The organism is Actinoplanes sp. NPDC049681 (assembly GCF_044465265.1).
Taxonomy (GTDB): Bacteria; Actinomycetota; Actinomycetes; order Mycobacteriales; family Micromonosporaceae; genus Actinoplanes.
Window position 1 is genome coordinate 275759 of record NZ_JBITLP010000005.1, and the last position, 14135, is coordinate 289893.

A 14135-nucleotide genomic window follows, 5' to 3' on the forward strand; every position below is an offset into this window, starting at 1 on the left:
GCGGTGCGGACGGGGCCGGCGGGCATGCCTACACTCGGCGGGTGTCGCCCCCGGCCCCGCTGCTGCTCGTCCTCGACGGGAACAGCCTGCTGCACCGTGCGTACCACGCCGGTGCCGGCGACGGGTGGCTCGACGCCGACGGCCGGCCGATCTGGGCGCTGCGGGGACTCGTCGGGTTCATCGCGCGGGCGGCGGCGTACCTGCGGCCCGACGCGCTGATCGTCGGCTTCGACTGCCCCGACGACTCCGCGCGCCGGACCGACTACCCCGGGTACAAGGCACACCGGCCCGAGAAGCCCGCCGACCTCACCGAGCAGATCGCCGGGGCCCCGCCGCTGCTGACCGAGGCCGGCGTGTGCATCGTGTGCCCGCCCGCGTACGAGGCCGACGACGTGCTGGCCAGCGGGGCGGCGCACGCCCGGCGCCACGGCTGGCGCTCGGTGCTGATGACCAGCGACCGGGACGCGTTCGCCCTCATCGACGACACCACCTCGGTGCTGCGCGTGCGCAACGGCGGGTTCGACGAGGCGGTCCTCGTCGACGCCGCCGGGCTGCCCGAGCTGTGCGGTGTGGAGCCCTGGCAGTACAGGGACTTCGCCGCCCTGCGCGGCGACCCGTCCGACAACCTGCCGGGCGTACGCGGCTTCGGGTCCGCCACCGCCGCCAAGCTGCTCGCGGCGTTCGGCTCGGTCGACGGGGCGTGGGCGGCGCTCGACACCGGCGCGGCGCACCTGGTCCGCGAGGTCGTCGGGGACAAGGCCGCCGAGCAGCTCGCGGCGCCCGGGGCCCGCGAGGTGGTCGACCGCAACCGCCGGCTGATGCGGATGCGCAGCGACCTGGACCTGCCCGACCTCGACAGCACCCGGCTGCCGATCGGCCTGGCCGGCTTCCGGCGGGCGCTGCGGGCCCGCGGCATCAACCTCGGGCCGTCGCTGTGGGCGCTCACCGGCGGCGTACCGCCCCAGCGCGAACCCCGCGACGAGGATCCCATCCCGGAGCTGCGGCCGTGGGTGATCCGCCGCGGCATGAGCGGGCGCCGCGATCCCACGCCCGGCCAGCTCTCGCTCTTCTAAGGCACCGTGCGCAGGTCCAGGGAGTGCCGGACGAAGGATTCCTGGTTTCCGGTGGTCCACCAGAGAACCCCGTTACGGTACGTGACGTTGCCGGCGTCCGGGCTGATCTCCACCGTGCGCCGGGTGGCCGTCTCGTGGACGAGCAGCTGCGCACTGCCGGTCAGCTCCGCGTTCCGGCCGATCCGTACGAACACCTCGAAGCGGCCGAGCGGCACGACGTCGACGATCTCGGTGGCCGCCGTGCCGCCGGCGATCTCGTGCCGCTCGCCGCCGTCCGGGCGCATCAGCTCGATCCGGCTGTAGCCGTCGTCGTCCAGCGAGACGATCCGGCACCACGCCTCGCTGCAGTCGGTGTCACCCTTGCGCGGGCGGGCGATCGCGACGTCCCGGCCGGTCGCTAGGTTGTGCAGGGTCCGCGCTCCGCGGGTGTCGGCCACCCCGTCGACCATCCACGGCCAGCTCAGCAGGCGCCAGATGCCGGGCACCGCGCGTACGTCGACCGGCCCGCCGCCGAGGGCGACCGACCGCACCTCAGTGGCCCCCGCCGGGCCGGAGGCGACCCAGTGCAACCGGCCGTCGGCCACCACCAGGTCATGGTCCGAGCGGTAGAAGCGGGCCTGGCCGGTGTCGGCGGTCACCCGGTGCGCCGGACCGCCCTTGGCGAGACCGGCGGCCCACAGCTGCAGGCCGGTGTCGCTGCGCTCGAACCAGAACAGCTGGTCGCCGGCGACGGTGAGGGTCTGGAACGACGGGTTCCGCGCCGACGGAAGGGCCCGCAGCTGCCGCACCGAGCCGTCCCCGGCGCGCACCACCAGCCGCAGCGACTTGCCGTCCCGGCTGGGTGCGGTGCCGGCCGACGTACGCGCGTCGGCGAAGACCCCCGGCTCGTACGCGGTGCCGTCCGGCAGGTCCGCCGGCAGGGTCGCCTTCTGCGCGGCCGGCCAGGCGAGGGCGGCGGGCGCGGGACCGGCCGGCCGGCCGACGGCGGCCGGCGGGAGTGCCAGCAGCAGGCCGCCCGCGGCCAGCGCGGCGACGAGCCCCACGCCCGGCCGGATGCGGCGGTCTCGCAACACGGTCGTACCTCCAGGCGGGCGCGGGTCCGACGATGGTACCTGCGGCGACACGGAGTCACCGCGCGCAGCGATGTGGTGACCGGGACCCGCCCTTCGGTACTGTGAATCGGTGGGCGGCATGGATGCGCCGGGCGTGATGAATCCACCCGTGATGAATCACCACGTGGTGGACACGAGCAGGAAGACCGACAAGGCGGCGGAATTGGACGAGCGGGAGCGCCGGCTCAGCGAGCGCGAGCGCGCCGCCGACCTGCGTGACGAGCGCGCCGACGCCCGCGAGCGCCGGGCGGACCGCCGCGAGCTCGAGGCCGACGCCCGGGAGGCCGCCGCCGACGAGCGGGAACGCCGGCTCGACGAGGAGGCCGAGCACCGGCCGGACCCCATCGAGCGCTTCCGCGGTGCGGTCGCCCGTACCTCTGCCAAGACGGAACGCAGCAACGAGTTCCTGCTGCGTTCCCGGGAGGCCGTCCAGCGCGGCGTCGACCGCATCGAGCGGCTCCGCCGCGAGAGCAGCGGCCCGGCCCACCGGGGCGAACCCGGCCAGGACGGCCACCCGGGCGAATGACCCGCGCGGGAATCCGGCGGGGGCCGGCCTCGTTGGGCCGGGCGTGAAGAAGACGATCGGGTTCCTGTCGTTCGGGCACTGGCGCAACGTCGCCGGGTCACAGACGCGGACCGCGGCCGACGCGCTGCTGCAGACCGTCGAGCTGGCCCAGGCGGCCGAGGACCTCGGCGTCGACGGCGCGTTCGTCCGGGTGCACCATTTCGAGCGCCAGCTGGCGTCGCCGTTCCCGCTGCTCGCCGCGATCGCCGCCCGGACGTCCCGGATCGAGATCGGCACCGGCGTGATCGACATGCGCTACGAGAACCCGCTCTACATGGCGGAGGAGGCGGCAGCCACCGACCTCATCAGCGGCGGGCGCCTGCAGCTCGGGGTCAGCCGCGGATCGCCCGAGACGGTCCTGCGCGGCGCCGAGGCGTTCGGTTACGTGCCGGCCGAGGGCGAGACCGCGGCGGACGCCGCCCGGCGCAAGACGGAGGTGTTCCTCGCCGCCGTGTCGGGTACGGCGGTCGCGCGTACCGACCCTGAACGCACCGGCATCAGCGGCGGGCTGGCGATCCAGCCGCAGTCGCCGGGCCTGCGGGACCGGATCTGGTGGGGTGCGGGCACCCGCGCGACCGCGCAGTGGGCGGCCGGCATCGGGGTGAACCTGCAGAGCTCCACGCTGCTGTCCGAGGACACCGGCGTACCGTTCGACCGGCTGCAGGCCGAGCAGATCGAGCTGTTCCGCCAGGCCTGGAAGGAGCACGGGCACGGGCGGGAGCCGCGGGTCTCGGTGTCCCGCAGCGTGCTGCCGATCACCGAGGACGTCGACCGGCTGTACTTCGGTGACCAGGCCCAGGAGGACCAGGTCGGGCTGCTGGAGGGGGTCCGGTCGCGGTTCGGGCGCACGTACGCCGGCGAGCCGGACCGCATCGCCGCCGAGCTGGCCGCCGACGAGGCCGTACGGGCCGCCGACACGGTGCTGTTCACGGTGCCGAACCAGCTCGGTGTGGCGTACAACGCCCGCATCCTGCAGACGATCGCCGAGCACGTCGCGCCGGCGATCGGGTGGACCCGGGCGCAGGGGTAGGGCTGGCTCTACCCCTGAGCGGGTGCTGGCCTGACTGACATCGATCCCGGCCGTCGCCAGACTCGGGTCCATGACGGATTTCCGGTGGAAGAGCTGTGCGGTGATGGCCGCCGCGCTTCTGACATGGCCGGCCGCTTCGCCGGCGCTCGCCGCGGGCAGGCTGGACGGACTGTGGCAGATGGACGGTTATGGCGTGGCGGTAGCGGTGCACGACGGGCGGCTGCGGACGTACGAGACGACGAGGATCAGTTGCCGGCCGTGGTTCACCGCGACGCGGGCGGGTGGTGGCGCCCACGGTGGCGTGCGGTTCACCGGCGACGGGATCCCGGAGCTCACGGTGCGGCCGGCCGCGGCGGGGCGGGCCCGCCTGACCGTGGCGGGTTCCACCGGTTCCCGGGGGCTCCTGCCGATCGCGCGGCTCCCCGAGGCGTGCGGCAGGACGACTCCGGCCGACCCCCTCAGCACCTTCGACGTGTTCTGGCAGACCTTCGCCGAGAACTACCCGTTCTTCCGGCAGCACGGTGTCGACTGGGACGCCGTCCGCGAGTCCCACCGCCGCCTGGTGCGCCCCGACTCGAGCGACGACGAGCTCTTCGGGGTGCTGCGGTCGATGATCGAGCCCCTGCAGGACGCGCACACCGCGGTGGTGGCCGACGACACCCACCGCTACTTCGGCAAGCGCGCCGGGACGCCCGACCGGGCAGCCGTCGAGGAGCGGGCGCTGGAGGTCACCGACGCCCAGCTTCCGGACACCCTGCGCACGTGGGCGCGGGGCGCGATCGCCTACGCCGACCTGCCCGACCGCGTCGGCTACCTGCGAATCAGCCGCTTCGCCGGGTACACCGACGATGACGACTACGCGCAGGACGCGGCGGCGCTGGACGAAGCCCTCGACGAGATCCTGACGCCCGCCCGCACCACCGGTGCGAAAGCACTGCGGGGACTCATCCTCGACCTGCGCCTGAACCGCGGTGGCTCCGACGCGCTGGGGCTGCGGATCGCGGCGCGACTCACCGACCGGGCGTATCTCGCGTACCGCAAGCGGGCCCGCAACGACCCGGACGACCCGAGCGGCCGCACGCGGCCGGTGCCCGTTCCCGTGCGGCCCGGGCCGGGGCCCCGCTTCACCGGTCCGATCGCGGTGCTGACCGGCAACCTGACCGTCAGCGCCGGCGAGACGTTCACCCAGGCACTGCTCGCAAGACGGCCGGCGCCCGTGCGCATCGGGCAGGCCACCCAGGGCGTGTTCTCCGACATCATGCCGCGGACGCTGCCGAACGGCTGGGAGTTCGCGCTGCCCAACGAGGAGTTCAGCACCGCGGGCGGGCGGACGTTCGACGTCACCGGCATACCGCCGACGATCGCGTGCCCGGTCTTCACCCCGGCCGAGCTCGACGCCGGCGCCGACACCGCGCTGCGGATCGCCCGCGACCTGCTGACCGGCGGCACCAGCGGACCGCACGGGCACTCCCCCGGCACCACCTTGCGGCGGTAGCGTCGCGCCATGTCTGGCATTGATCGCGCCGGCTGCGGGCGCTGACGGGACGCGAGCGCGAGTCGTTCGGGTGCGCGCCGGCAAACCCCGCTCGAGAGCCCGTACGGTAGTGACCCGCCTGATCGGTCACCCCGCCCTGCACACCCCTGCGCCGTTCGACTTCTGGCTCTTCCGCGAGACCCCGGACCTCGCCGCGCGGCAGCAGATCGGGGATGCCGGCCTGCTCCAGCTCGGTGATTGATCGCGCCGCAGGGCGGGCCGGGGGGCAGAATCGGAGCCGTGCCGATACCTTCCCGCCCGTTGCGGAAGCTGGGCTTCCTCACCATCGGACTGTTCGACCGCGCCGACCCTCGGGCCGGCCACGAGTCCACGCTGGAGATCATCCGGCTCGGTGAGGACCTAGGGTTCGACAGCGCCTGGGTCCGCCACCGCCACCTGCAGTACGGCATCTCGTCGCCGGTCGCCGTGCTCGCCGCCGCGTCGCAGCGGACCAGCCGGATCGAGCTGGGCACCGCGGTCATCCCGCTGGGCTGGGAGAATCCGTTGCGCCTCGCGGAGGATCTGGCGACGGTGGACGTCCTCAGCGGCGGGCGACTCAATCCGGGCGTGAGCGTCGGGCCGCCGATGCACTACGACACCGTCAGGGATGCGCTGTACCCGGACACCGGCGACGCCGAGGACTTCAGCTACCGGCGGGTCGAGCGGCTGCTCGACCTCGTCGCCGGGAAGCCCGCCAGCGACTTCCGCGGCATCGAGGGCTTCGAGGAGTTCTCGGAGCGGGTCGAGCCGCACGCCACCGGGTTGCGGGACCGGATGTGGTACGGCGGGGCCACCCTGCGGTCGGCACAGTGGGCCGGCGAGCACGGTATGAACCTGCTCACCAGCAGCGTCGTCAAGGCCGAGGAGGACGAGGACTTCGCCGCCGTCCAGGTGTCGCACGTCCGTGCTTTCCGGGCCCGCCACCCGCAGGGCGAGCAGGCGCGGGTCTCGCAGGGCCTGGTCGTCATCCCCACCGACGGTGCCTCGCGCGACCAGCGGGCCCGCTACGCGGCGTACGCGGAGAAGCGCACCCCCCGCACCCGCGGTCCGCAGGGCCCGGCGCGGCTGATGTTCGCCCCGGATCTGGTCGGCACCGCGGAACAGATCGCCGAGCAGCTGTACGTACACGCCGCGTTCCGCGAGGTCGACGAGGTGGCGTTCGCGCTGCCGTTCAGCTTCGAGCACGACGACTACGTCCAGATCCTCACCGACATGGCCACGCGGCTGGGGCCGGCGCTCGGCTGGCGTCCCCGGGCGGCCTGACGGACACCGCCGGACTCCCGTACCGACCGGCGTGGGTCATGACGGCGTTTTCCGCCACTTCGGGCGATGAGTACGGATAGCGTGGGTCTGCTGGCTGGTGATGGGGGCGACGATGACGGGCTCGGGCAAACGTCCGCGGATCCTGCTCGTGGACGACGAGGCGAACCTCCTCGACGGGCTGCGGCGTCACCTGCGCCGGGAGTTCGACGTCGAGACCGCCGTCGGCGCGGCGAAGGGCCTCTTCGCCCTGCGCCAGACGGAGCCGTTCGAGGTGATCGTCTCCGACTTCCTGATGCCGGGCATCAACGGGGCGGAGTTCCTCAAGGCCGCTCGCAAGGCGGCGCCCGAAAGCACCCGCATGCTGCTCACCGGGCACACCGACCTCGAGGACGCCGCGAAGACGGTCAACGAGGGCCAGGTCTTCCGCATGCTGCTCAAGCCGGTCGATCCCGAGACGATGAGCGCCGCGCTCCGCGACTGCGTGGCACAGCACCGGCTGGTGGTGGCGGAGCGGGAGCTGCTGGAGCGGACCCTCAACGGCAGCGTCATGGCCCTCAACGACGTGCTCTCGCTGTCGAACCCGGACGCGTTCGGCAAGGCCAACCGGTTGTCGCGGCGCGCCGCCCAGATCCTCGAGGCCTTCCCCGACCAGGTCGAGGACCGGTGGGCCGCCGAGCTCGCGGTCATGCTGTCCCAGATCGGGATCGTCTCCCTGCCGCCGGAAGTGGCGGAGAAGCTGGCTCTGGGCACCGAGCTGACCACGGCGGAACAGGCCATGGCCGACGACCTCCCGGAGGTGGCGGTCCACATCATCTCCCCGATCCCCCGCCTGGAGAAGGTCGCGGAGGCCATCCGCTACTCGCGGAAGAACTTCGACGGTTCGGGACCGCCCCTCGACGACGTGGCGGGCGAGCAGATCCCGTTCGGCGGGCGGCTGATCCACATCGTCGAGGACTACGACGAGCTGATCTCGCACGGGACGAGCCCGGCCGTCGCCGCGGCGACCCTCGGCTCGCGGGCCGGCCACTACGACCCGGTCCTGCTCGAGGCGCTGGACGCGGCCACGGCCATCTCCGGCGGCGAGACGGTGCGTTCCGTGATGCTCGGCGAGCTCCGGTCCGGGATGGTGCTCGCGGCCCCGGTGACCAGCAAGAGCAACGTCCGGCTGGTGAGCGCGGGTCAGGAGGTCTCGGTCAGCCTGATGACGCGGCTGCGCAACTTCGCCGCGCTCGAGGACGGGGTCGCCGAGCCGCTGATGATCGTCATCCCGCCGGCCTAGGCGCACGCTCCTGCCGCCACCGGCCGACCGCCTCGCGTACCGGCTCGCTGAACGCCTCCTCGTCGAGGGCCGCTTCGTCGCGCGGCCCGCAGACCGGTTCGAGCTCCGCCTCGACGACCCGGTGCGCGAGCGCGACCGCGGCCGCGGGGTCCGTCACCGCGCCGGACGCCGGGAGCTCGTGGTGGGCCGAGGCGGCCTCGATCACCGGCTCGGGCAGCGACCAGAGCCGCAACAGCCGCGCCCCGATCTCCCGGTGGTCGACGCCGAAGACCTCCGCCTCCATCGTGCACAGCGGTACGCCGGCCGTCTCCCGCCACTGCCCGAGGACGCCGGCGAACTCGGCGGGCCGGGAGGAGGCCAGGACGAGCTGCCCGACCTCGTGCAGCAGCCCGGCGGTGAATGCGTGGCCCTCCCACTCCTGCCCGGCGGCCAGCCGCGCGGCGAGCCGCGACGTCTCCACGGCGTGCAGCGTGAGCCCCTCGATCCACACCGGGGGAAGGACCCCTGCCGGATCGAACTCACGGATGAGATCGTGCATGAACACCAGGCCACGCACGGTGGGCAGACCGAGCAGTGCGGTCGCCTGCACCACGCCGTTGACCTTGCGGCCCATCGCGTACGCGGAGGAGTTCACCAGATGCAGCACCTTCGCCGCGACCGCCGGGTCCCTCTCCAGCACGCGCCCGACCGACTGCGCGGAGGCGTCCTCCGTGGCGAGCGCGTCGATGAGCTCGACGAGCGTGTGCGGCGGGCTCGGCAGGGACTCGATGACCGCCACATCGCGCTGGACCGCGTCGTCCACCGCCGTCGGGCTCACGGCGATCAGCCGCTCGACCGCGGTGACGATCTGCTCGGGCGTACTCGGCTTGTTGATGAACTCGTGCGCCAGCACCATGATCCGCAGCAGGTTGTCCTCGTTGGTCTGCCCGGAGAGGATGACCCGGGCGACCGCCGGGAACTCCGTACGGACGCGCTCGAGCAGCTGCGCGCCGTCCATGCCCGGCATGCGGTAGTCGGTGACGATCACGTCGCAGTGCCGGCTGTGCAGCGTGTCCAGCGCGGCCTGACCGCCCTCCACGAACGACATGTCCCATCGGTCGCGGTGGGTGCGCAGCATGCGCCGCAGACCGCTGAGGATCCGCGGCTCGTCGTCGACGAACACGATGTGCGGCCGGTGTGTCATGCCGTCGCCTCCGCCATGTCGTTGCCCTGCGCGAGATCCACCGGCAGCCGGACGGTGAACACCGTGCCCTCACCCTGCTTGCTCGTGAAGTCCACGGACCCGCCGTGCCGGTCGACGACCAGGGTCCGGACCAGTGCGAGGCCCTGCCCGGTGCCGGTGCCGACCTCCTTGGTGGTGAAGAACGGGTCGAACAGCTTGTCGGCGATCTCCGGGGGCACGCCCGTGCCGGTGTCCGCGACCTCGATGACGACCTGGGAGTTCTCCAGCCGGGTGCTGACCCGGATCGTCCCCCGCCCGCGGTCGGCCGCGCCGATGGCGTGCGCGGCGTTCACCACCAGGTTGAGCACGACCTGGTTGATGTCGCCCAGGTGGCAGTGCACCAGCGGGAGGTCGGCGAAGTCGGTCTCCACGTCGGCGACGTACTTGATCTCGTTGTTCGCGACGATCAGCGTGTTGGCGATCGCCTCGCCGAGGTTCGCCTGGGTCTTCTCCTCGCTGCCCGGATGACCGAAGGCCTTCATGGCCCGGACGATGTTCGCCACCCGGCTGATGCCCTCCAGGCTCTGCTGCAGCGCCATCGGCACCTCCTCCAGCAGGAAGTCGATGTCGATCTCCTCGGCGATCCGCTCCACGTCCTCGATCGCCGCGGCGCACCCGGTGCCCTTCCGCGCCGCGTCCACGAGCTCCCGGTACGCCTCGTGCAGCCGGTTGAGGTCGGCGAAGGCGGTCTCGAGGAACCGGGCATTGTCGCCGACGAACTGGATCGGCGTGTTGATCTCGTGCGCGATGCCCGCGGCCAGGCGGCCCACCGACTCGAGCTTCTGTGCGTGCCGCAGCTCCAGCTCCAGGGCCTGCCGTTCCGAGACGTCGCGGGCGTTGAAGACGATGCTCCTGGACCCGTCGTGCTCGTTGACGTAGTCGATGACCGCTTCCACGCTGATCCACGGCGCGTCCTCGCGACTGCGGATCCGGCAGGGGCGGGCCGCCGGTGCGCCGGGGCCGGCGGCGACGCGCATGATCTGCTCGAGGTCCTCGGGGTGCACCAGCGACCACAGGTCCCGGCCGGTCAGGGCCGCACCGGACTCGCCCAGCAGGGCCTGGGCGCCGGGGTTGGCGAAGCGGATGATGCCCGCCTCGCTCGCCAGGACCAGCGCGTCCGGTGAGTGGTCGACGACCGCGCTCAGCCGGGAACGGTTGAGCAGCTGGTCGAGGGTCAGCGCGGCCTCGTCCGCGAGCGTCTTCACGGGTGCGGAGAGGTCGTCCGTGCTCCGGCCGTTCATGGCCAGCACCAGCAGGCCGAAGCAGGCGCCGTGCACCGACAACGGCGCGAACGCGACGCCCGGATGGGGCCGCAGGCGGAACACCTCGCAGGCCGCCTCCGCCGCGCCGTTGGTCAGGTACTCGAACCCGCCCGGCACCAGTGCCGCCCGGGCACGCTCGGGCAGCGCCGCCAGCTCGGCGACCCAGCCCGAGGCCTCGGCGCCGACGTCGCCGGCCGCGGCGACCACGTGCAGGGCCGGCCCGGCGACCGTGACCACCAGGGCGGCGCTCACCTCCTCGTCCATGCTCAGGGCGGCGCCGAGGGCGACGTCCATGGCCTCCTCGCGGGTGGTGGCGGCGACCAGGCCCGCGCCGGCCGAGGCCGCCGCCCGCTCGCGGGCGGCGGCCCGGTCCCGAGCCGCGCCGGCCCGGGCGAGCACGTGGTTGACCACCAGGAGGATGAAGGCCGTCAGCAGCAGGGAGAAGATGGCCGGGGCCGACGCGCCGAAGACGACGACACCCGTGACCATGATCGCCACCAGCGTCGCGACCGCCAGCACCTTCTCGCGCAGGCTGCCGTAGAGGGCCCGGAAGTTGACCCACATGAAGCAGAGGCCGATGGTCGTGCGGTAGTCGGAGGCGCCGGCGACGAAGCAGACGCACGCGCCCTCGGCCACCCAGCTCCAGGCCGGGAACCGCCCGCGGCGGTAACCGGCGTAGAGCCACCCGATGAGGACGAGGGTCATCGCGACGGCGGCTATCCGGTACGGCACTGAGGATCGGTGCATCCCCCAGAAGCCGACCAGCGGCCAGCAGAGCACGAAGACGAGGAACAGGGCGCGGATCTGGCCGAGCATGGTGGTCGAACCGCGGACCCACCGCTTCAGATTTTCCGGCATGCCGTCCATACCCTGACCCCCGGTCGTCCCCGGTGTGCGCTTCTTCCTCCCTATCGGCGTCCGCGGCGGATCGTACAGTTTTCCTCCAACCGGAGGGGCCACCGGTTCTGCGGGCTCAGATGTGCCGCAAGCGTGCCGATGGGCAGAAAGGGACCGCCGGGCGCGCAGGCCCCGAAAGGGTGAGCCGTGGGGGAAGATCGGATGACCGACGTCTCGGCGCTTCTCGAGACGATCGAGGCCGCCGTGCCCGCCGGCGTCGCCTTCCTCGACGGTGAGCTGCGGTTCGTCCGGGCCGGCGCCGGGTTCGCGTCGGTGGCCGGGCGGCCCGAGGGCGACCTCGCCGGCCTGACGGTGGCGCAGGCCCTGCCCGCTCTCTCGGACCGGCTCGAACCCGTCCTGCTCGAGGTCGTGCGGACCCGCACGCCGGTCGTCGGCCTGCGGTTCGACGACGGGGAAGCCGCTGCGCCGGGCCACGCCCGCACCTGGCGGGTCGACTGCCGGCCGCTGCCGGGAGACGGCCCGGCCGGCCTGTGCCTGGTCCTGACCGACGTCACCGCGCACACCTTCGCCACCGCGTTCCGGACCGCGTTCATGCAGGACATGCCGGAAGGCCTGTACACCGTCGACGCCGAAGGCATGATCACTTCCGTCAACCACGCGGCATCCGAGATGCTCGGCTGGTCCCAGGAGGAACTGCTGGGCCGGTCCGCGCACGCCACCCTGCATCTGCAGGCGGCGGACGGCACGCCGGTGCCGGACGCCGACTGCCCGCTGCGCCGGCCCGCGGCCACCATCGACGAGGTGTTCGTCCGCAAGGACGGTTCGACGTTCCAGGTCGTCTGCTCGGTCGCCCCGCTGCGGGCCGGCTCCGGCACCGTGGGCCGGGTCGTGACCTTCCGCGACGTCACCGAGACCCGGCGCGCCGATCTCGCGGCCCACCACGACCAGAAACTCGAGTCGCTGGGGCGGCTCTCCGCGGGCCTGGCCCACGAGATCAACACACCGATCCAGTTCGTGGGCGACAACACCCGGTTCCTCGCGGACGCCTACCAGGACATGTGGCAGCTGCTCATGGTCTATCGCGAGTGCATGGCCCCGGACCTGGGCGAGGTGGCGTGGGACGACCGCACCGCCCGCGCCCGGGAGGCCGAGGAGAAGGCGGACGTCGAGTACCTGATCGCCGAGATCCCGGTCGCGGTGAAGCAGACGCTCGAGGGCGTGGAACGGGTGGCGTCCCTGGTCCGGGCGATGAAGTCGTTCAGCTACAAGGACACGGCGGAGCAGTCGTACGCCGACATCAACGAGGCGATCCGCACCACCCTGACGGTGGCCCGCAACGAGGTCAAGTACGTCGCGGACGTGGTGCTGGACCTCGGGGAGCTGCCCGAGGTGCTGTGCCACCGCGGCGACCTCAACCAGGTGTTCCTCAACCTGCTCGTCAACGCCGCCGACGCCATGGAGGGCCGCAAGGACCGGGGCCGGATCACGATCAGCTCCCGGCTCGACGGGCCGGACGTCGTCATCCGCTTCACCGACGACGGCAGCGGCATCCCCGAGCACATCCGGCAGTCCATCTTCGACCCCTTCTTCACCACCAAGGGCGTGGGCAAGGGCACCGGCCAGGGCCTGGCCCTGGCCCGGGCGGTGCTGGACCGGCACGGTGGCTCCATCGAGGTGCAGTCGGCGCCGGGCGAGGGCACCACCTTCACGCTGCGGCTGCCCGCCGACGGGCGCCAGGACACATGAGTACGGCCCGGGTGCTGTTCGTCGACGACGAACCGCGGATCCTCGACGGGCTGCGCCGGTCGTTGCGCGGCCGCCGCGGCGAATGGGACATGGAGTTCGCGGTCGGCGGCGCCCAGGCCCTCGAGGTGCTCGCGGCCGCCCCGTACGACGTGGTGGTCTCCGACATGCGGATGCCCGGCATGGACGGCGCCCAGCTGCTGACCGAGATCAGCAAGACCTGGCCGGGAACCGCCCGGGTGGTGCTGTCCGGCCACATCGAGGAGGAGGCGATCGTCCAGGTCGCCATGGCCGGTCACCGCTTCCTCACCAAGCCCTCGGACCCGGAGAGCCTGACCGGGGTGATCGAGCAGCTGCTGCTGCGCACGTCGGGATCCCATCCCGGGCCGGCCCGCCGCATCGCCGGCGCGATCCGGTCCGTCCCGGTGCTACCCGGGCACGCCGACGGCATCGCCGCGCTGCTCAGCCCCGGCGCCACCGTCGAGGCGGCGGTGTGCGCCGCGACCCACGACATCGGGCTGGCGGCCAAGCTCCTGCAGCTGTCCAACTCGCGGTTCTTCGGCGCCCGCCCGCGCAACTACTCCCTCGAGGCGATCGTGCATGCGATGGGCGTACCGATGATCCAGGCTGTGGCGGAGGCCGGCGACCGGTCGTGGTCGCCGCCCGGTTGGTACCCCGACACCGCGCCGGTGCTGGAGGCGACCTGGTGCCACGCCCGCGCGACCGCCCGGCTGGTCGAGCGGGTGGCCTCGCCGGCGAACCGCCCGCAGGCCCAGGCGGCGGCGCTGCTGCAGGACGTCGGCCTGGTCATCTGCCTGGCCCACACGGACGGCGAGGCGGCTGCCACGGTCGACCTGGAGGCCGGTACGCGCGACGGCGTGCCGTTCCGCGACGCCGCCGTCGAGCTGCTGCACCTGTGGGGCGTCCAGCCCCCGATCATCGCCGCGGTCGCCCATCGGGACACGCCGCACCGGCCGGACCCCACCGGGCTCGGCGTGGCCGGTGCCGTGCGGACCGCGCACCTGCTCGTGGCGCAGGTGGAACACGGGTCCGGGCCGGACGACCAGGAACTCGCCCTGCTGCTCGCCCATCCGCAGCTGCAGGCACAGGGGGTCGACTGGCGTCAGGCGGCCGAAGAGGCGGTACGGCAGGCCGAGCCGTCGGCCTGCGGCGCGGCGGGAAGGGGGTGACTTC

At 73.0% G+C, this 14135-nt stretch carries 12 protein-coding genes; 9 read left to right on the forward strand and 3 right to left on the reverse strand.

What is annotated here, in order from left to right; all coding sequences use genetic code 11:
- Positions 1-41: 41 nt before the first annotated feature.
- Positions 42-1073: a 5'-3' exonuclease H3TH domain-containing protein gene (locus ACIBO8_RS19595; RefSeq protein WP_396116664.1), complete on the forward strand. Its 1032-nt coding sequence runs from the start codon at positions 42-44 to the stop codon at positions 1071-1073.
- Here ACIBO8_RS19595 and ACIBO8_RS19600 read toward each other — a convergent pair.
- Entirely contained in the window at positions 1070-2146 is a 1077-nt protein-coding gene (locus ACIBO8_RS19600) for a hypothetical protein (RefSeq protein ID WP_396116665.1), read from the reverse strand. The two genes, ACIBO8_RS19595 and ACIBO8_RS19600, sit on opposite strands and share 4 nt — an antisense overlap.
- 109 nt (positions 2147-2255) lie before the next feature.
- Here ACIBO8_RS19600 and ACIBO8_RS19605 point away from each other — a divergent pair, with 109 nt between their 5' ends.
- The 6 genes from ACIBO8_RS19605 to ACIBO8_RS19630 all read left to right on the forward strand — a co-directional run bounded on the left by ACIBO8_RS19605 (position 2256) and on the right by ACIBO8_RS19630 (position 7856).
- Positions 2256-2711, forward strand: coding sequence for a hypothetical protein (locus tag ACIBO8_RS19605; RefSeq protein WP_396116666.1), 456 nt, complete (start codon positions 2256-2258; stop codon positions 2709-2711).
- Positions 2712-2754: 43 nt separating this feature from the next.
- Complete coding sequence (locus ACIBO8_RS19610) at positions 2755-3780, forward strand: LLM class flavin-dependent oxidoreductase (RefSeq protein WP_396116667.1); 1026 nt, start codon at positions 2755-2757, stop codon at positions 3778-3780.
- 70 nt (positions 3781-3850) lie between these two features.
- A complete protein-coding gene (locus ACIBO8_RS19615; protein WP_396116668.1) occupies positions 3851-5275 on the forward strand; it encodes a S41 family peptidase in 1425 nt (474 codons plus the stop codon).
- 109 nt (positions 5276-5384) lie between these two features.
- On the forward strand, positions 5385-5516 hold the full coding sequence (locus ACIBO8_RS19620) for a hypothetical protein (RefSeq protein WP_396116669.1): 132 nt from the start codon (positions 5385-5387) through the stop codon (positions 5514-5516).
- 38 nt (positions 5517-5554) lie between these two features.
- Positions 5555-6577: an LLM class flavin-dependent oxidoreductase gene (locus ACIBO8_RS19625; protein ID WP_396116670.1), complete on the forward strand. Its 1023-nt coding sequence runs from the start codon at positions 5555-5557 to the stop codon at positions 6575-6577.
- A gap of 100 nt (positions 6578-6677) precedes the next feature.
- Positions 6678-7856, forward strand: a complete 1179-nt coding sequence (locus tag ACIBO8_RS19630; protein ID WP_396116671.1) for an HD domain-containing phosphohydrolase — start codon at positions 6678-6680, stop codon at positions 7854-7856.
- On the opposite strand, the gene ACIBO8_RS19635 is transcribed toward ACIBO8_RS19630, so the two are convergent.
- The gene (locus ACIBO8_RS19635; protein ID WP_396116672.1) at positions 7840-9039 is read right to left on the reverse strand and encodes an HDOD domain-containing protein; all 1200 of its coding nucleotides are present in this window, start codon (positions 9037-9039) and stop codon (positions 7840-7842) included. The genes ACIBO8_RS19630 and ACIBO8_RS19635 overlap by 17 nt on opposite strands.
- Positions 9036-11198 (reverse strand): nitrogen regulation protein NR(II), encoded by a 2163-nt coding sequence (locus ACIBO8_RS19640; protein WP_396116673.1) that lies wholly within the window; start codon positions 11196-11198, stop codon positions 9036-9038. The genes ACIBO8_RS19635 and ACIBO8_RS19640 overlap by 4 nt, the downstream gene beginning before the upstream one ends.
- 201 nt (positions 11199-11399) lie before the next feature.
- Here ACIBO8_RS19640 and ACIBO8_RS19645 point away from each other — a divergent pair, with 201 nt between their 5' ends.
- Both ACIBO8_RS19645 and ACIBO8_RS19650 read left to right on the forward strand, forming a co-directional pair.
- On the forward strand, positions 11400-12944 hold the full coding sequence (locus tag ACIBO8_RS19645) for an ATP-binding protein (protein WP_396116674.1): 1545 nt from the start codon (positions 11400-11402) through the stop codon (positions 12942-12944).
- Positions 12941-14131 (forward strand): response regulator, encoded by a 1191-nt coding sequence (locus ACIBO8_RS19650; protein WP_396116675.1) that lies wholly within the window; start codon positions 12941-12943, stop codon positions 14129-14131. The genes ACIBO8_RS19645 and ACIBO8_RS19650 overlap by 4 nt, the downstream gene beginning before the upstream one ends.
- The last annotated feature ends 4 nt before the right edge of the window (positions 14132-14135 follow it).